The following is a 19,578-nucleotide window of genomic DNA, read 5'->3' as shown; positions in this document are numbered from 1 at the left end:
CCAGTTCATGAAGGACCATCGCTCCGAGTATCGCTTGGAGAAGATGTGCATAACCCTACAAGTATCCAGGAGCGGGTATTACAAGTGGCTGAGCGCCAAACCCAGTCCACAAGAACTCCACAAGGCTGCGGTGAAGGAGCGAATCCGGTACCATTTTGCCGACCACAAAATGCGGTATGGGAGTCCGAAAATCACCCGGTTGCTGCACCAGGAAGGCTATACCGTCACGGAACGTACCGTGAGTGTGTATATGCGGCAAATGAAGCTACGCTCGGTGGTATCTAAACCCTACCGCGTACAGACCACCGATTCTAAGCATAGCAATCCCATTGCACCGAACACGCTGAACCAAGAGTTTAAAGTACTGAAACCGAATACGGTATGGGTGACTGACATTACGTATATCCCTTGCCGGGGAGGTCGCTTGTACCTGGCCAGTGTCATGGATCTATGCACGCGTGAAATCGTAGGCTGGCGGTTGTATAACCACATGGAGACTAGCCTGGTTCTGGACGCCCTGCAGGCGGCCTATACAGCCAAACGGCCTGGTGCGGGACTCTTACACCACTCGGACCGAGGGTCTCAGTATACTTCTACTGAATACACCCAGCAGCTAAAGACATACCAGATGGAATCGAGCATGAGCCGCAAAGGAAACTGTTACGATAACGCCTGCATTGAGTCTTGGCACAGTATCTTAAAGAAGGAACTCATATACTGTAACCCCCGTTTTAAAACGCCTGAGCAGGCTTACCAAGCCATTTACCAGTACATTGAATTTTACTATAACCGTAAGCGAATGCACGGCGCGCTAGGGTATCTTTCACCCATCCGTTTTGCTAAGCAATGTACTGAAAAATCCGTTGCGTGAGCGTCTACTTTCTTGACAAAGGTCCAGACCCTATCCTCTCACCGCTTCGCCTTATAAAACTCATGATACAACTTCATCAGTGCTCTCTTCTCTATCCTCGACACATAGCTCCGCGAGATCCCCAGTTCCTTCGCAATCTCCCGTTGTGTCCGCTCTTCCCCGCCGGTATCCAGCCCAAAGCGGCCGACCACGACTTCCTTCTCCCGATCGTCTAATATATCCAGATTCCGATAGATTTTGCTCTTCTCAATCTTCAAATCAACTTCCTTAATCACATGGTCCGCTTCCGCGCCGAGAATGTCGATCAGGGTGATCTCGTTGCCTTCCTTATCCGTTCCGATCGGATCGTGGAGGGATACGTCTTTGCGGTTTTTTTCAGCGAGCGCAGATGCATTAATATCTCATTCTCGATACAACGGGCCGCAAAAGTAGCCAGCTTCGTGCCCTTGTTCGGACGGTAGCTCTCGATGGCCCTGATCAGCCCGATCGTGCTGCTATCTGCAACTTGATTGTTGACCGGCTTGGGGTAAGTGTAAACATTGATCCGGATGCACTGGCCCGTAAAATTAATAATGGGCATCCTGAAAAGAGTAAAGTATCTGCTGGAAAGGAAGCCATAAGAATAGCCAGGGAATGTATCCGGAATAAGTGGGACTTTACTGTAGAAACTACTCTAGCGGGTGGTAATGTTATTCGACAGATGCGAGATGCAAAGGAACAAGGTTTCGAAATCATCATGTTTTATGTGGGGCTAGGGGATGTTCAGCTTAATATTGAACGTGTAGCTATGAGAGTAAAGAACGGGGGGCATCATATTGAAACTGAGGATATTATTAGGCGCAATATAACAAGTATGAATAATCTGGTTTGTCACTTAGACCTGATTAATCAATTAATTGTTATTGATAATAGTAAAGCTGATGGGGAGTTTATGCTTGAAGCAGATCAAAGCGGGATAAAATATTATTTAAATGAATTACCTGAATGGGTCAAAATAATCGATAAACAATTACAGATTAATACAAATCGTTAAAATAACCAATTCGAATCGGAAGCGATCGTGATTGGTTTATTTTTTTGACATCACACCCGTGTGCATAACCTCAAAAAATTCGGGCGACACCGGCGAAGACATGGAGGACTTGATCTCCAGCGCTCTTACCACTTCCATTATTACCAGCAAATACAAACATCGTTGCAATGGTTTCATTCATAGGTGAAATCCTGTTCATTCAATTTTTCGATCTTTCCTGTGCTATATTCTTTTACGATTTGTCCTTCAGCTGTCTTATAGACTATATAGGTCCCATTTGCTTTGGCATCCAATCTCGCGCGGTCACCCGTTAACCGAATCAATTTAGCAAGGTCCTTTGTAAGATTCATCATTATGCTTACACCTCATCTTCTACTTATAGATCGAGTATACCACAGTACAGTGTAATTTATTTTTGCTAAAGCCTATATTCCTCACAAACCAAATCAGCCCGTTAGACCCAATAATGTTCAGCTTACTCTAACGGGCTAATCTACTCTTAAGCTCTCATTCACGCTTTAGAATTAACCCCGTCACTTTACTCCAGGGTACAGTAGGATCATGATGCACAATGTACGCTTTGGAGAACCGGTCCAGGTAGGAGTTCTCGTGCGACTTCGGAGACAGGATAATTAATTTGCGCTTAAGCTCGCTGGCATAGAGATCAAATACCTTTAACTTCCGCTGCTCATCTAACGCACTATCGAATTCATCCATTACAATAAAGCCGGGGGCCGTTTGCAGATTCTGTAACAAAGCGAGTGCAAACAAAAGTGAACTAAGCGATTCCTCCCCGCCAGAGACACCTTTGCCCACTCTTCCTCCCCGTGCCTTCACACTGACATCCTCTAACGTTCCGCGGTGCCCTTCCTTACGGGCTCGTATGAATAAATGGAACAGTACCCGTCCCTTGCGATCCTCTTGCTGCTTCCAGTCAATCTGCCCCTCGAATTGAAAACCGCTCATGTAGTTCTTGAATCGCTGCTGAATTTCCAGCACTCTCATATTGATGGTCGTCTCCAATTGATCCCTGAGCGTCTCAGCCCGTTCCTGATTCTCTTCAAACAATAAGCTTGTCCGCTTATACTCATCCTGCAGCCGGAGAACCTCTTCTTCAATGACTTTATAATTATCAGGTGCCGCAGGATCAAGACCCGTTTCATATCTGGCATTATTAAACGTAACTTTCCCGGACTCATACTCTTGGCGAAGCTTGACCAGCGACTGCTTTTTTTTGACATTATTAGGTTCTGGTTCAAGCTCGTTAATCAGCTCATCATAAATAAATCGGGCTGTTCCTTTGAAATCCTCAATTTCTTCGATAGCCGTAAGCAGATTTATTTGTGATGCATCAAGCCCCTCATTTGTATCTTTTAATTGAACATTCACTTGCTGTAACGTACGCGTTACCTGTTCAGCATCGTCATGATTCTTGGCCTGCTTGCGGTTAAGCTGGCGTTCATTGTCTTTTATTTGATCAAGCTGTTCTTCAAGTGTGTCAGATTGCTGCTTCATCATATCCTGTTGCGCAGTTAGGCTCTGGCGGTGTTTCGTCTTCTGCTGCAACGTTTCAAACTGTTCCTTCTGCTGTCCTAAGCGCACATAAAAATCCGCTTCCTGCTGCAAAATTTCCTCTGCATGCTTCAGCTTGACCAGTTTCTCAAGGATTTTTTTGTGCACAACCTTTATTTCCTGAAGCTGCTGCTTCTGCTCGTCAAGACGCAGCACCTCAAGTGTATATTTCGTGACCCGTCCTTCACGTTCATGCTTCCTGGTGAGGAAAGCTTCAGATTCACGAACAGCTTGAATAATCGCATGCAATTCCTGCATAGTCTGTGTATCATTCTTAATGGAGTCTTCGATATCCGCAAGCACTGTATTTAATTGGCTAGTGTTCTTCTGAATTTCCTCTTTGCGTTTCTGCAGAGCCTTCTGGCTTAGGATATAGTTCTTCTTCTCCTGTGGCCCGCGAATCCCCCTCGGATCAATCAGCATACCCTTCTCTACACGTATTTCTCCTACCTGATAGAATTGCTCTACCCACCATAGAGCTTTAACTGCATGCGGGAATACATCATCACTGATGCCTTTTTTCACATGAATCTGAAGCTTTTGAATGTCAGTAACCGATCGATCCGGCACGATACTCCGCAGAGGAACATGATACAAATCATTCGGAGCCTGTACATGCATACCATCAAAAAATACTGTATATTTAATAGCTTCGAATTGCTCCTCTGCTGCCGGCCGTGCGGAATCGTCTAATTCGATCAGCTCATTTAGGGTATAGGCACGTACTCCATTCGCTCTGAATAGCGCAAGTGACTCCCTCTGGCGTTCAGACCATAATCTATTATGCTCAAGCTGAAGTCCCTCTTCTGTTAATTCCTGAAGCAGCTTCACTTTCCTGTCCTGTTCATGCTTGAAATCGCTAATTCTTTGCTCTAATGCTGCAATATTCTTATTCACATCATAACTGCTGTGATATTGCCATAACCGACCCTGGTGTTCATACTCCAGTGCCTTATCCTGCTGAATTTGCGCATGCAGAATATAGCTTGAATTCATTAAGTCTTCTATAACAGCCTCAGATTCCTGAATGTCAGCTTCGGCTTTCCCTGTGTCATTATTCAACGCTTGAAGCTGTAAAGTGATGGCCGCGAGCTGCCCCTGTACCTCTTCTTCAGTCCGTGTAATTCCAGACTTTTCTTGATTCAGCTCCTTCAGCTGGTGGTTCAATTCATTAATAACATTCGTGGTTTCATTTATTTCATTATTCACAAGAGATAGCTTCTCCTGCAATAAAGTGATTTCCTCATTCATCCGCTCATTTTCCGTTTGGACCTGCGACAGCTCATAATTAATCCGCTCGGCTTGTTCCTGCAGTAGGTCAAGGCTATCCTTCGCTGCTTCCTGGTCCACGAGCAATTGGTCTTGCTTCGCTACTAAATGGTGTTGTTCCTGCTTGTAAAAGCTTTCTAATTTCAGCAGTGCCCCAGCATACATCCGGCCTCCTTCTACAAGGCGCTTGCGATTATCCTCATACCGTTCCAGCGCTACCTTCGCCATCCCCAGCCATTGCTTTTTATTGGCCACGTTTATATCCGCTGTTCTTAGACTCTCCTGTACTTCCTTCAACTTCTCCATACTTTCTTCCCAGTTGCGCTGTACCTGATCAATGCCATGCATTTCAGCAAAAATACGAAACCGCTCCTGCGGGTCCATGACCGCGAATTGATTGACCTCCTGCTGATACCAAATCAGGTAGAACAAATCGGGATCAATTTTGTATTTGTACTGGAGGTCCTTCTTGTACGTAGTGAAATTGTATTGACGGTCACCGGAAGTATACTTAATCGTCTCCTCCCATTGCTCCGGATCATCCCCCGATTGAATGATGAACTCCTTCTTCGCGGGTTGTCCCGGTTCCTTCAGAATATAAACCGAGAATTCTATAAAAGCAGGGGCATCAATGCGCATGCTTCCCTCGTTCTTAAACAATAGCCGGATATGAGCTTTCCACGTATCCTCCGGAAGGAGATTGCGGGATTTCAGACCCTCTATATCTACCTTGGAAGAATACAAAACAACCCCCATACAGTACGTTATGGTAGATTTCCCTGCTCCATTAGGGCCGGTGATCAGGATATGTGATTCTTTTCCCGACAAGTCCATCATCGTTGGTTGATAATCCCGGATGCCAGTAAACCACATTTTCCAAGGTATCATTATTCTTCGTCAGTTCCTTCCTGATACAGATTATATCTTTTGAAAAACTTCAGAACTTCCTCTTTGTTTAATTGATTGGATTGACTGAACTCAACCGTACGCCGCAGAAAGGAATCCGAGAACATATTGGAACCAATTCCGGTGATGGTATACGCCTTCTCATTTGAATTGGTATCATATTCTTCGAGTGCCCCGATTTTTTTCAATTGATCAATATTTAGAATCAAACGCTGATTAGCCTTTGTCGTCTCATGTCCAAGGGCATTTAGCAACTGATCGAATAGCGTGAACTCATGCTGCAACACTTCTTGCTGATAAAAGATAAACAAGAGAATGGCCAGACTTTCTTTGGACAATGTACTACGTGCCGATCGGGCAGGAACCCGCATCATCACGATCACCTGATCTCTTTTCACATCATAGATTACTTTGAAATACCGGCTTACCGCCTGATTAACCCGTATTAAAAACGAATTGAACTGTTCGCCATCATCAGAGATCTTTAATTGCTTCTCTACCTCGCGCCGGGATAAGCCGAAATTGCCCACACGTATTGTTGCAGAGGATGAGAATAAAAGATTCATGAACACGATCTCTTCCGCCTCGGTCAGCATGCCTTTGATTGCTTGCATGGCATTAAGCGGATTTACATTTAATTCATCCGTCAAGCTCATCGTCACTCCTCTTCTGCCTGTTCATTGAAGATTGGTTATGTTTAACCACTTGATTAATATCCTCCGGATTCATCCAGTCCCATTCTTTGTCATATAGCGGGGCTTGGGATTCTGAATCCTCCGCCGCTTCCTCTATCGTCAGCTTCTTGCTGCCTACTAACGCAGATAACGCAGTAAGTGCATTAATCGCATCGCCCCACTCCGTAGAGGTTGCTTCAATGATTACCGTCTCTAGCGGAGCTTGCTCCACTTCCTGCATGAATCGTTCAATGGCGGCCGTCTCAATCATAGATTTAGTCAGCAACCACTCTGAATCTCCCATCAACTCCTCTAATTGTGCAATATCAATCTCCTCATTGATATATTGAGTGTCCTGGACATCTTCCTGCATCCTGTCCACTAGCGGCTCATAGTCCTCCAGATATTGAATAGCTTCACCAATGGCTGCACCGGACAGCGGCGCGGCGAATTTGACCGGCATCCATAGACCATCCATGGACTCCCCTTCGTATTCATTCTGCTCCATAAAGCTCATAATCTGATGAGCATTAGGAATGTCGGATTCTTGGGGCGGGTCATACATTTGTGTAATGAACATTCTGACTTTTTCCGGATTTATCGAGGACAAGAGCATCGTTTGCTTCATCATCGTAAATTTAAGATATTTATTAATCATCCCCATGCTCAGATTCGTGCCATCGGCAAGCGCAGATGTTCCTGCCTGCATTAAATGACTGAGCACAAGACTGTCCTCTAACGTATGAAATTTACGAAAACGCTCTGTCAGCTTTATTTCAAGCTCCTGCATTAACTGATGGATGATCTCTAGCTGAGGCAGTGCATTACGGTCCGCCAGCATTTCTAATTCACGTTCCTTCATCAATTGTATAGCATTTTCCACATTGCGAATCATACTGGCAATTTTGTTGCCGCCGGAAATGCCATGATCATCATAGGCTTCACTAAGCTCGGCATCCCGTCTGGCCTGAAATAACGATCGGCCAATATCATCATGCATGTAATAGGCTAAAGAATCATTTGCAAGTCGTATGAGCGTATCCATCATCCGCTTCCCTACATCACGCATTTTTAGCTGCCTTGTTTGTTTGGATATCCAGTTATACTTCACCAGGACATTTACAATCTGTTCAACCTTTTTCTTGCTTGGCGGGTCAAGGTCCTTATAACGGTTCCGGTAACGAAAATACAGTGTATCACCGTTCTCAATCGGTTCATCCAGTCCCAGGGCCTCTTCATTGATCAGTTGAATAATACGTAAGAACCGTAATATTTCGATAGGTGTTTGCAGAAAGTTCTGTGAGTTCAGATCATTCAGCACTCCTGATAATAGTGCAATATCCCTTAAGGCCTGATGCATTTCCGGTTTGGATTCGTCGGTCTGAAATATCGAAATTAATGGTTGATCCAGCTTCTCCAATCCTCTGCCTCCCCTAACACAATCTCTTGTTCCAACCTCATATACTGTAACAAATCCCTCATGCGCTGTTGATACTCCGGCCAACTTGTTATTATGGAGTGATCAGGACAGACCCATTTATGCCGCACATCATGTCCCCTAAGCGACTGATACATTTCCTCTGCAATTTGCAGCCCCGCCTCATCATAATCACTCCACAAGATCACTTGACCGATGGAGCTACTATTCATTAATTGTCTGATAAAATACCGGTGTACACTTCGGATATGGCCGTCTACACATACAATCATAGAATGAGTCTCTTGCAAGAAATGGGGTTCTGCTGACATCCGCGTCAAAACAGCCCGGTTCTCAACTAACCATAACGTTGTTGCTGTGGTTGAATACTGGTCTTGGGAGATGGAAATATTCGTTAAAGCATGGACAGGCCCTGCCTGGAAATTTGACCATTTCCCTTGAAGCGTGCCAGCAAAATAGATGGGCGTAATCTGCCCTCCGCTTATCATTCCTAATGCTTCCGCTGGCTGACCGCTTATCGTCTCCAGAATGTTAAGGAACTCTATTTTAGAGGGATCAAATGCCTTAGATCCTCCAATACCCGGGTAATACAGCGCGCCAATTTCTTTCCAGTCAAATATCTCTTTGGTACAAGAAATCATGCCAAAAGCCAGTAAAAAGTGTAAGGAATGGATTCGTTTAGATACACCCCAATTCGCAGGGAAAACAGCCTGAACCTTCAGAGTACTAATACTCCACGCTAAACTATCCGTTAAGAATACTGTCAAACTCTTTAACTGAAGCATCCGTTCGCCCGGTACACACATCATTTCTTCCATTCTCCAGGCAGCTTCTGACTGATACAACGTAAATTGATCTATTATATCCCGTTCTGCGTCTTTTTGCTTATTTACCCATTGAACATATAATAAATACCCCATACGGTAATATATCCGGTCTACCGATTTCCCGTCTTGCTTGAACCGGACCTCCTTCACAATCCATCCCTTACTCAGCAAGTCAAAAGTCTGTGGGTTGTCATCTAATAGGGCGCGCTTCCCCACTGTCCAGCGTAACAGCTGCTGCTCCGGAGGTTCTTGAGCACTTAAGCCATACTGCCCTGCCATTGTAATGATCCCTACTCTTCGTAGCGTACGGGCAGTCCTTTTTACAATATTTATATCTATAAGTGAATCATCACTTATTGTTGTCGGCATCTCCAGTTGCTCATCTTTTTTCAAATAATTTTGGCTTAGAAACGAAAGGATCTCATCTAAAGTTTGCACTTTTGCCTCCTATCCGAAGCTCTTTAATGGCATATTCAAGCTACTTAGATAAGTATAGCGGAAAGTAGAATGCTCTACGAGAAACATAAATAACCTGCAGGGATGAGACTTTATTCTCTCATCTCTACAGGCTATTATCCTCAGCGGATGCTTCTATTTTGATTTTTAAGAAATGATTTCTATAGTCACCGTATAAACATAAATACCTTTCTTAATTTTATAGGGATCGTGAATATTTTTGGTCCAGCCGGTATCTCCGCCAAGACCTGCATGTTTGTAATCAATATTAAGATAAACAGAATCTGAATGTCCCAGCTCGTCTTCATAGGCGGCGTTGTCATATTGCTCAATACTGTGCCCATGAATATCGAAATGGAAATGTCCCGCTGCCGATACTTTTACTGCTTGTTCTTGGGATGACAAATATAAATACCGGACATCCTCCTTCCCACCGCATTCTACCGGTAAAATATAGGGTATGTGCTGCTGTTCTACGGTGCTCTCATAGACTCCAACGAATGCGGCAGATTTACGATCCGCGTAGTTTTCCCATGGCCCGCGGCCATACCATTTCATCTTCTTCCAGGCATCAGAGAACTTGAAGCTTAGCCCAATTCTCGGGAGGGTGTCGACCTTGGCATTGTTCACAACGGTATTTGTGATTTCTATCCCTTTGCCGCCGACGGTATAATTGGTTTTGGTTTCAATACATCCATGATAGATACCATGAACTTGAATGATAACAGCAGCGGGTGCTGCAAATACCCGAATATTCTTGATTTCTTTCTCATTGGAATGGAGCCCGAGAGCTTGCCATTCATCTGCATAATTGGACGATTCAAGATGAATACCTCCATCAATTCCTGTTGGCGGGCGATAGAAGTTATTGGTTCCTCCCGTGAAATAATTCTTGTGATTGTATTTTACAGAGATGAACTCTGCCGTTTCTTTCGAGAAAAGAACCGTTGTATTTTCATTATAGATACGAATTTCATTTGTTGTTTCATCATACTTCAAGCTATCCTTTTCAATATCTCCGGTATGCACTTTATTAACAGAATCCTTAATCTCTATCTGGCAGGCATAAATACAGGTTCCCTTCTTAGAATAAAAGGTGTCCTCGTCCAAATAAGCATAGAAATTAAGAAAAGCTTCCCCGGAGACTTTAGACGAATCGTATGGCGCTTGAAGCTTATCAACGGTTCCGGGTGCTGTGTGATATTTAGGCAAACTACCGCTTTCCATCACATTGCCATCGCAAACCAGCTCCCAAGCCATATTCAAATGGCTTAAATCCCGATGCGTGTAATGATTATAAATTCGATAGCCATCATTCCCGGGCATGTAATCCATTTGGATAGGAGATTGTACATTTTTGATTTCATTCGCAGCCGGCTTGAGCGTGAGATCTGGGAAAACAATACCATTCAGGCACATATCAGGAGCAGGATCAGTAACCTCTTCCTGGAATGCCCGGCCATAGACATACTTTTTATTTCCGTCTTTATCATGCTTAACCAGCGCTTTATCCTGAAAATCCCAAATAAATCCTCCTTGAAACCGCGGAAATTTATGAATGAGATCCCAAAATTCCTTAAAGTTTCCGTTACTGTTGCTTTTCGCGTACGCATATTCACACATAATAAAAGGACGCAAATCTTCGCTTTCAGCCATGACATCCAGGATCCAATCTTTCTGAGGATACATAGGCGCCATAATATCGGAGATGTTTGCCGGAGGATTCAGAGACTCATACTGAACGTACCTTGTTTTGTCATACTCCTTAATCCAGCCGTACATCGCAGCATGATTCGCTCCATAACCGGATTCATTACCCAGAGACCAGAGAATAATGGATGGATGATTCTTATCTCTCAGAACCATCCGTGTAGCCCGGTCCATATACGCATTTGTCCATTCGGGGGATGCGCTTAACTGGCCGCCAAGACCGTGTGTTTCAATATTGGCTTCATCCACCAGGTAAATGCCCAGTTCATCACACAGGTCATACCATTCGATTGCGTGCGGATAGTGACTTGTTCTTACCGCATTGATATTCAGCGATTTCATGACCTTGATCTGCTCGCGCATATATTCTGTTGTTACGGCTCGTCCTGATTCAGGACAAAAGGCGTGAAGATTGGTTCCCCGTATAATGAGACGCTTCCCGTTAATTCTCAGGATCCCTTTTCGATCGATATTCACTTCACGGAAGCCGACATTCGCACTTTCAATATCAACTACATTTCCAGACAAATCAATCAGTTCTAATACCAATTTATAGAGATAAGGGCTCTCGTCGCTCCACAATTGAGGATTTGAAATGGTTTTCGTAACCTTTGCTACATATTTTTCCCGCAGGTAGAAATCACAATCCGCAAACTTTGGCGTTTCAAACTCAGTTACCAATTTCTGTTCGCTATCATACAGTGATAACCGCACATGAGCCTCACCATAACCGTTCACTTGATTATTAGGTGCAACCGTCACTTTTAATTCGGCATTGTTGTAATCCCCTGAAAAGAGGGTTTCGATCTTATAATCATGAATGCGCATACGTGGTTTTGCATAAATGAGAACATCCCGGTAGATCCCCGAGAGATGCCAGTAATCCTGATCCTCCAGATAAGTACCGGCTCCAAACCGCATCACCTGAACCGCTATACGGTTTTGTCCCTTTTGAATGTAATCCGTGATATCAAAAGAAGCGTTAAGCTTACTGTCCTGAGAATAACCAACCATTTTGCCGTTTAACCAAAGATAAAAACACGATTCTACACCTCCAAAGTCGATAAATATATCCCTTTCGTTAAAATGTTCGTCAACTTCAAACGTAAGGACATAGCAACCGGTAAGGTTACTCTCTGGCACATGAGGCGGATTCAAAATGTATTCATTATTCCTGAGTTGAATTTCGTGACTTGAACCCTCCCCTTTTTGAACAAAGGGATACAACATATTGGTGTATACAGGTTTTCCATACCCCGAAAGCTCCCAATTGGAAGGAACCGGAATATTATCCCAATGGGAAACATCATGTTCAGGACTATAGAATTCATCCGTTACTTCATCGGGAGATCCGAACATTTTAAACTTCCACATTCCATTCAGGCTTTTTACGTATTTAGACTTTCTCCGGTCTCCGCTTAAAGCCTGTTCAACGGTTTCGTATACTCCGTAGGGCTCATGCATGGGATAACGGTTTTTTTGAGTAACATATTGATTCTCCCAATCTCTGCTTAGCTTCATCGGCTTAAATAACACTCCCATCCATTGTTCTAATTGGTTGATCTTTCAATATAGATACCCCTATAATATAAGGAAAATCCGTTATATTAAATGTTGAGTATGGTATTTCATTTATCCATTTTGGTAGGAGTGTGAATACATGAATTTTGAAGACATTAATGAAAATGATGTAATCTACCGCTGTATCGGCAAAGATTTTAATCAGGGGATTGTATCTTGCGGCTTTATGCGGAAAAGATCAGCAGAGCGTTCTCAATATGATTTTAAGATAGGCTATTACAGCTGTTTTGTAGTATTGCAAGGCAGTGGAACGTTTATTTCGACGGACGGTACCGTTACTCCTATGCAAGCAGGTGATCTGGTTCAACGTTTACCAGAACGTTTGCACACTACTGCAATTGAACCAGATGGGAATTGGATCGAGTTCTATATCAGTGTCGGGTATCCTGTCTATTCATATTTAAAGACACTTGGAATTATTAATTCCGACAAGGAAGTCCAATCGACACAACATACAAGTGATTTTTTCTTTGATTTTGTTTCCTTGCTGAAAGCCTTGAAAAGTGCAACAGATGAAAGTCTTCCCTCCCTGCTAATGAAGTCTCAGGATTTGATTATCCGATTACACAGTAGCATTCATAATGCTCATAACAATGAAAATGATAGTAAAATAACAAAAGCCTGCGAGCTGATTAGTGTCTCCAATGATATTCACTTTGATATTCAGGAAGTGGCATCTGCCGTGAATATGGGCTACGAGAACTTCCGGAAATTTTTCAAAGAGACTACCGGGATTTCCCCTAAGCGATATCACACTGAGCATTTAATGAGACAGGCCAAAATGATGCTGCTCTCCGGACTTCCCATCAAACACGTAGCCGTTAGTCTGGGTTACGGGGATATATATTCATTCACCAAACAATTTACGAAGTCAGAAGGGATATCTCCTGGACGATATATCCGTAAAACAAAACCTGTTCAAAATTAAGCTTGATAAACAAAAAGCAACTCATCCGCAGACAAGTTGCTTTATAAATGCGCTATTGTTAACAGATTCCTGCAAACACAAACATCGTTGCAACGGTTTCATTCATAAGTGAAATCCTGTTCATTCAATTTTTCAATCTTTCCTGTGGTATATTCTTTTACGATTTGTCCTTCAGCTGTCTTATAGACTATATATGTCCCATATGCTTTGGCATCCAATCTCGCACGGTCACCCGTTAACCGGATCAATTTAGCAAGGTCCTTCGTAAGATTCATCATTACACAAACACCTCGTTTTTCACTTATAGTTCGAGTATATCACAGTACAGTGTATTTTATATCACCCTAAGCTCTATGCATAAACGCATAAATAACCTGCAGGATCGAGACATCTAACATCTCATTCCTACAGGCAATTTCCTACCTCACCGCTTCACCTTATAAAACTCATGATACAGCTTCATCAGCGCCCTCTTCTCAATCCGCGACACATAACTCCGCGAGATCCCCAGATCCTTCGCAATCTCCCGCTGCGTCCGCTCTTCTCCGCCAGTATCGAGCCCAAATCGTCCAACCACGACTTCCTTCTCCCGCTCATCCAATATATCAAGATTACGATAGATTTTGCTTTTCTCGATTTTAAGGTCAACTTCTTTAATTACATCGTCCGCTTCCGAACCGAGAATGTCGATCAGCGTGATCTCGTTCCCTTCCTTATCGGTCCCGATCGGATCGTGCAGGGACACATCTTTCCGGGTCTTTTTCAGCGAACGGAGGTGCATCAATATCTCATTCTCTATACAACGAGCCGCAAAAGTAGCCAGCTTCGTGCCCTTGTTCGGGCGGTAGCTCTCAATGGCCTTGATCAGCCCAATCGTGCCGATGGAGATCAGATCCTCCATGTCTTCGCCGGTGTTGTCGAATTTCTTCACTATATGGGCAACCAGCCGCAGGTTATGCTCAATCAGCAGGTTTCGCGCTTTGGCATCTCCCTCGGCCATCATCCCTAAGTATTTGCTCTCATCCTGCTCCGATAGAGGTTGGGGAAAAGCGTTGTTCCTTACGTAAGATACCAGCAGCGTCAGTTCTTTGATCAGCAGTGCAATCGTGCTTATGATTCCAGGCAACTTGGCGACACCTCCCGCACATGTACAATGAAACCGATCAGCAATGAGAACAACGGGTTCATGGTCCTTTTATTGTATGTGGGTAGGTGCCTAGAAGTGCATGTACGGGGAAAATAGGTACGGGCTTCCTATACCCGAAGCAGCTCGCGGATATCCTCCTCCGACAGCCGGGTGGTCTTGTTCTCGCCAGCTTCGATGACCTCTTCGATAAGATCTTTTTTGCGCTGCTGGAGCTCCAGAATCTTCTCCTCGATAGAGCCTTCGGTGATCAGCCGGATCACCTGTACCACATTCCGCTGCCCCATCCGGTGCGCTCTTCCGATAGCTTGCTCTTCTACTGCCGGATTCCACCACAGGTCATATAAAATAACCGTGTCCGCGCCGGTCAGATTAAGGCCCGTTCCGCCTGCTTTGAGCGAGATCAGGAAGACTTCGCCTTCTCCTTCGTTAAAACGCCTGCACAGCTCCACCCGCTCTCTGGCCGGAGTCGAGCCATCCAGATAAAAGGGCTGGACCCCCGCATCGTCTAAGCTTTGCCGGATCAGCTCCAGCATGCTGGAGAATTGCGAGAACACCAGCATTCTCCGGCCTGAATCGCGGCATTCCTGCACGGTCTCCAGCAATTGCGCAAGCTTGCCTGAGCCGCCCGTATAATTCTCGATGAACAATGAAGGATGGCAACAGATTTGCCGCAGCCGGGTAATTCCCGCCAGAATCTTCATCCGGCTCTTATGGAACCCGTCCGTAAGCAAATCCTGTTCGGTATCGTAACGGAGCCTCGCTAAGTAAGCGAGATAGACCTGTTTCTGCTCGTCCAGCAGCTCCGTACGCTGTTCGGTATCAATGCGGTCTGGCAGCTCCTCCAGAACCTCTTTTTTGAGCCGCCGCAGAATAAAGGGAGACACGATGCTGGCAATACGTCCGGCAGGCAGCTCCTTGAAGGTCAATCGTCCGGTGAACAGTGCCGGGAAGACGGTGCTGAAAATAGCTTCCAGCTCATCCACCGAATTCTCAATCGGTGTGCCCGTCAACGCAAACTTCCGTGCAGCCTTAAGCGATTTAACCGCTTGGGCGGTTTGGGAGGCCGAGTTTTTGATCGCCTGGGCTTCATCCAGAATTAGCGCATGAAAGGTTATGCCGGAATACAGATCAATATCCCTGCGGAGAAGAGGGTATGAGGTAATGATCACATCCGCTTCTTCCACGGCCTTACTCTCCAGCAGACCACTGCGCTCCTCCTTCTGTCCTGCCGCCACTAATACGTTAACTGCTGGTGCAAACCGGGCGAACTCATGGCTCCAGTTATAGGTTAAGGAAGCCGGACACAGAATCAGCACCGGAGCTCTCCCCTGTACCTTGGACGGCATCTCAGCCAGCTCGGAGCAGATATAAGCAATACTCTGGATGGTTTTACCCAGCCCCATGTCATCCGCCAGAATTCCGCCGAACCTGAACTTCGACAATGTCTTCATCCACTGGAAGCCTCGGGCCTGATAATCCCGGAGAACCGGCTTCAGCTCAGCGGGCAGCTCGAATTCCAGACTGTCCGGCTCCCGCAGCTGGTCCAGGAATTCCCGTAAGGACTTGCCCCACTTCGTATGCTTGAAGCCATGCCCCCGCTCTGGAAGCTGAAGAGCTTGTACGGAGGGCAGGCGGATTACCGAGTGTTTAAGATCCCTTTGCCTGAGATTCAGCCGTTCGGCAACGGTACCGAATTCGCTGAAGCTGTCCACGGCAATAGGCAGAAAAGCCCCGCTGCGCAGGCGGACATACTTCCTTTTCTCCACAATCGCCTGCATGACCCGAACGGTCTCCTCCTCATTCAAGCCTTCCAGCTCAAAAGAGATATCCAGCCAATCCAGACCCTCGCTCAGCTCCGCTTTCACTTTGGGAAATACTTTACGCTCTTGTACAAGTCTCTGAACAGCAGGGGTGACAAACAGCTCGGCAACCTCTTCCAAAACCGGCACAAGCTCATATAACGCCTCGTAGATGACCGGCTCACTAACCGAAACCCAGTGCTGCTGTTCCCGCCTGAGTGGAGAATGGTCCAGAACAGCAATGATCTTGTTCTCCTGCTGCACATTCCGGATCAGGATCTTCTGCTTGCGCGCTGCATCCACGCCATTCTCTTCCAGCGGATGAATCACAATCTCCTCATAATGAAATTCCAGCCGGAACGTTAAGGTGCCATCCACATAATCCAGATACAGCTTAGCCTGCAGTTCAGGCTCCACAATTCGCTCGCTTACTGCCTGTTCCACACTTACTTTCCCTAGCTTTCTTAAGGCTGGCAGCACCTGCTGTACGACCGATTCGATTTGTGCGGGAGCAATCTCAATGTTCTGCGATGCCGCAAACTGCTGCCTTAATAGTGAAATCATGCTTATAACATCGCTGTTTATTGAATATATCTTCCCGTTCATGATCATAGTGGAGTAGTCCGGAAACAACATCAGCTTATCCAGTGCTGAAGCTGACAGAACATAGTCCTTCTTCTGCCCTGGTCCAATCGTAAATTCAAGCGGAGATGCCTCTCCTGCAAGCTCAGCCCGAATTCCCTGGTTCCCCGATCGCCCCATAATGACATTCACCTCTGAAAAAAGCAGTTTAAGCTTGTCCCAGGCCAGCGGGGTGACGACAATTGTTTTCCCGTCCTTTAAGGAGCTACTATGATAGCTGGGGAGATCATTTCTATAAATTTTCTCAGTGTTTTTCATTAGAAGCAGCAGTTCAAGGAATTTCATATCCGTAGGATTAATATGCTGGTTTTCAGAATCGAAGGTAAATATACTCTTAAAGTATAGCGGCTTACGCTGCTCGAAATGCTCCAGAAACTCGTTTATTTTGGACACTACATACAGACGTTTGATTCCCACACGCATTTCAACGGAGAAGTGCGGATTACTATTGTAACCACCATGAACGTTAAGCGTGAACTCAAACTGCAGCGAATCTGCATGACCGAATAGCACCGGCTCACTCTCTCTGGTAAGAACTGATTTCTGAAAAGAAGAAATAAGCTGCTCCATCTGGTTGTATTTAGACTTATTTACGCGTCTGGATGGAGCAGCTTGTGCATCGGTAGGCTCCTTAATCTGCCGCATGTGTATAGCAATAAGTGTTGCCGCCACATGTTTACAGTTACTATAGTTCTCAAAGGCCGGACAAGAACAGTCTGCTTTGAAGGTATCGGTACGGTCATAAATATCAATATTCACCTCATATACTTTCCTTCCCTTCACCTGTGCACCATAGCTGCTATCATCCGGATAGAAGGTAAGGCTGCGGACACACCCCTGTTCATAATAAGACTTCCCCCGGTTATAAAAGTCAGTTCCGCAGAAGTCTCTAATTGCTCTCATAGTAATCTTCATAATAATCACCTTCTCAATATAAAATCCATCTTCATCATTTATAGCTAATCACTCGGCATCGCCGCTTCTCTACTATTATAATAGCTCCAGGCAACAACCGTAGCACTGTCCCGGCCTAACTGCTCATGTACACCCGCTAATACCTTGTCCACACATTTCTCCAGATCCTCTTCCCCTGTAAAAGCAAGATAAAGCCTGCGCGGGTCCTCCATTACCCTTGCTCCAACCTCCAAAAGACCGTCCGTCGTTAACACAATCACGTTACGGCCCTGCCGCAGCTCACGGATGCCTGAGGAGTAACAGGCAACAGGCTGCGCGAAGGTGTTCACGAAGCCGATCCATTCGTAGTAATTGCGCTGATTCAGCAGATATTGCCCACGGGCAGCCAGCTCAGGATGGAGTACATAGAGCGAGTTATCCCCTACCGAGAACCACCAGAGATAATTCTCCATCCGAACACAGATCAGACATGCGGTCTCCCCTGTTACCTGCTTGCACTCGCTGATGAACGCCTCAGATGTGAAAATAGACAACAGGAATTCCTCCAGCGCCCGGAACGCCTGCTGAACCGGCAGCGCCAGCAGCCTGATGATCTCATCAGCTTCATTGTCGATTGTGCGGATCAGCAGCTCCGCGCTTTCTGCTGTATGGTGCGCATCCAGAAGCATTACCCACTCCCAGCCGCCGCCCGGCTCGCTTAATACGTAGGCGCCGTCTTCATTTTTGTCGGCACCGGCCGCAGTGTTGCCGCCGTAACGGCCGATCACCATACTTTTATGCGCATATGTAGTTGGATGATCCAAATACATCTCATCACTGCCTACCCAGCTGAATTTATGAATCCCCTGTTCCATCCTGCTCCTCCTGCCGTAATTACCTGGTTTTGTATTTCTAGTATTATATACTTATACGCTTCCTACGTTAAGTGTTAAGCCTGCACCCAAGCAGCCGTCATTAGCTACAAGCAAATATAATCACAGCAAATATCCCCCGGACCGTCCATACGGCCTGGGGGCTATCTTCGCATCACCTATTCAGATTAGCTTACACTGCCGGTTCTCTCCATATACTCTATCTTCTCCCGGCTGATTCTGTAGAGCCTGGCATCCGGCCCCGGATTCAGGCTGTCGCTTGCAGACAGGAATCCTCTATCCGTGTCCCGCAGAATATACAGTCCGCTCAGAAGCTCTCCCCCAACCAGCTTGATGTTCACCCTGGAGGCCTGATACACATGCGCTCTATACCAGCTATACAGCGGCCGCATCAGCAGCTTGCCGATCACGAAGTAGAGGACAAGCATAATCAGCAGCACTGCGTACACCACCCCACGGTCCTGTCCATTGACATAAAAGAGTATATCGAATTGATCCGTCATGTTAAGGTTATAGGTGACAATCAGCCTGCTCATCAGCAGCATACCAAACAGCAGGTAGAAGCTTATGCCCAGCAGCACATGGATCAGCAAGATCCAGGGTCGGAAGGGTAAGCGCTTCCTGTCCGCTTTTGAAGACAAGTAGTATGTAACGAGCAGTCCCGCAGCAGCCAGCGAAATCAGCAGCAGATTATCCATCGGATGAAGCACATACATAAGCAAGCCGTTAATCCCGGCAAAGATCAGAATATCCGCCATTATGAATTTGGTTCTTTCTCTAAAGCTGTACGCCGGAAGCTGAGCCGAAGCCCCTCCCTGGAGGAAGTCTACGATCCAGACGAACAGGAGCAGAACGCTGAACCAGACCACCGTAGTGGAGAACGGGATAAGAGTAAAATACTGCAAAAGTGATACACCATCCTTATTTTTCCTTTTATT

At 45.6% G+C, this 19,578-nt stretch carries 14 protein-coding genes and 1 pseudogene; 3 read left to right on the top strand and 12 right to left on the bottom strand.

Going from position 1 to position 19,578, the window contains the following annotated elements:
* Positions 1 to 7 precede the first annotated feature (7 nt).
* Positions 8 to 871 carry an IS3 family transposase gene (locus tag KDC22_RS33965; protein ID WP_211722503.1) on the top strand — a complete coding sequence of 288 codons (864 nt, stop codon included), beginning with the start codon at positions 8 to 10 and terminating at the stop codon, positions 869 to 871.
* Between the two features lie 38 nt (positions 872 to 909).
* On the opposite strand, the pseudogene KDC22_RS07005 reads toward KDC22_RS33965, so the two are convergent.
* Positions 910 to 1,361: pseudogene (locus tag KDC22_RS07005) on the bottom strand (sigma-70 family RNA polymerase sigma factor); the annotation flags it as partial.
* A gap of 15 nt (positions 1,362 to 1,376) precedes the next feature.
* On the opposite strand from KDC22_RS07005, the gene KDC22_RS07000 reads away from it, so the two are divergent.
* Entirely contained in the window at positions 1,377 to 1,904 is a 528-nt protein-coding gene (locus tag KDC22_RS07000; RefSeq protein WP_246553346.1) for an ATPase, read from the top strand.
* 173 nt (positions 1,905 to 2,077) lie between these two features.
* Here KDC22_RS07000 and KDC22_RS06995 read toward each other — a convergent pair whose 3' ends face one another.
* From KDC22_RS06995 to KDC22_RS06970, 6 genes are all read right to left on the bottom strand, one after another.
* Positions 2,078 to 2,257, bottom strand: coding sequence for a hypothetical protein (locus KDC22_RS06995; protein ID WP_211724292.1), 180 nt, complete (start codon positions 2,255 to 2,257; stop codon positions 2,078 to 2,080).
* Between the two features lie 154 nt (positions 2,258 to 2,411).
* Entirely contained in the window at positions 2,412 to 5,384 is a 2,973-nt protein-coding gene (locus KDC22_RS06990) for a coiled-coil domain-containing protein (RefSeq protein WP_343221942.1), read from the bottom strand.
* Between the two features lie 248 nt (positions 5,385 to 5,632).
* Positions 5,633 to 6,265 carry a hypothetical protein gene (locus tag KDC22_RS06985; RefSeq protein ID WP_246553673.1) on the bottom strand — a complete coding sequence of 211 codons (633 nt, stop codon included), beginning with the start codon at positions 6,263 to 6,265 and terminating at the stop codon, positions 5,633 to 5,635.
* A 25-nt stretch (positions 6,266 to 6,290) separates the two neighbouring features.
* Positions 6,291 to 7,745 carry a hypothetical protein gene (locus KDC22_RS06980; protein WP_211722500.1) on the bottom strand — a complete coding sequence of 485 codons (1,455 nt, stop codon included), beginning with the start codon at positions 7,743 to 7,745 and terminating at the stop codon, positions 6,291 to 6,293.
* Positions 7,721 to 9,028 (bottom strand): DUF2399 domain-containing protein, encoded by a 1,308-nt coding sequence (locus tag KDC22_RS06975; RefSeq protein ID WP_211722499.1) that lies wholly within the window; start codon positions 9,026 to 9,028, stop codon positions 7,721 to 7,723. The genes KDC22_RS06980 and KDC22_RS06975 overlap by 25 nt, the downstream gene beginning before the upstream one ends.
* A 165-nt stretch (positions 9,029 to 9,193) precedes the next feature.
* Complete coding sequence (locus KDC22_RS06970; RefSeq protein WP_211722498.1) at positions 9,194 to 12,298, bottom strand: glycoside hydrolase family 2 TIM barrel-domain containing protein; 3,105 nt, start codon at positions 12,296 to 12,298, stop codon at positions 9,194 to 9,196.
* A gap of 118 nt (positions 12,299 to 12,416) precedes the next feature.
* On the opposite strand from KDC22_RS06970, the gene KDC22_RS06965 reads away from it, so the two are divergent.
* Positions 12,417 to 13,265, top strand: a complete 849-nt coding sequence (locus KDC22_RS06965) for a helix-turn-helix domain-containing protein (protein ID WP_211722497.1) — start codon at positions 12,417 to 12,419, stop codon at positions 13,263 to 13,265.
* A 98-nt stretch (positions 13,266 to 13,363) separates the two neighbouring features.
* On the opposite strand, the gene KDC22_RS06960 is transcribed toward KDC22_RS06965, so the two are convergent.
* From KDC22_RS06960 to KDC22_RS06940, 5 genes are all read right to left on the bottom strand, one after another.
* Positions 13,364 to 13,543 (bottom strand): hypothetical protein, encoded by a 180-nt coding sequence (locus KDC22_RS06960; RefSeq protein WP_173130254.1) that lies wholly within the window; start codon positions 13,541 to 13,543, stop codon positions 13,364 to 13,366.
* A 146-nt stretch (positions 13,544 to 13,689) separates the two neighbouring features.
* Positions 13,690 to 14,391 carry an RNA polymerase sporulation sigma factor SigK gene (gene sigK, locus KDC22_RS06955; protein ID WP_173130774.1) on the bottom strand — a complete coding sequence of 234 codons (702 nt, stop codon included), beginning with the start codon at positions 14,389 to 14,391 and terminating at the stop codon, positions 13,690 to 13,692.
* Between the two features lie 128 nt (positions 14,392 to 14,519).
* Complete coding sequence (locus tag KDC22_RS06950; RefSeq protein ID WP_246553344.1) at positions 14,520 to 17,756, bottom strand: DEAD/DEAH box helicase; 3,237 nt, start codon at positions 17,754 to 17,756, stop codon at positions 14,520 to 14,522.
* A 56-nt stretch (positions 17,757 to 17,812) separates the two neighbouring features.
* The gene (locus KDC22_RS06945; protein WP_211722496.1) at positions 17,813 to 18,622 is read right to left on the bottom strand and encodes a PP2C family serine/threonine-protein phosphatase; all 810 of its coding nucleotides are present in this window, start codon (positions 18,620 to 18,622) and stop codon (positions 17,813 to 17,815) included.
* Between the two features lie 185 nt (positions 18,623 to 18,807).
* Positions 18,808 to 19,545: a hypothetical protein gene (locus KDC22_RS06940; RefSeq protein ID WP_211722495.1), complete on the bottom strand. Its 738-nt coding sequence runs from the start codon at positions 19,543 to 19,545 to the stop codon at positions 18,808 to 18,810.
* Positions 19,546 to 19,578: the final 33 nt, after the last annotated feature.

This window comes from Paenibacillus tritici (assembly GCF_018207515.1).
In the GTDB taxonomy this organism is placed as follows: Bacteria; Bacillota; Bacilli; order Paenibacillales; family Paenibacillaceae; genus Paenibacillus_AQ; species Paenibacillus_AQ tritici.
The sequence above is the reverse complement of the archived record's forward strand: the minus strand, read 5'-3'. Positions and strand labels throughout refer to the sequence as shown.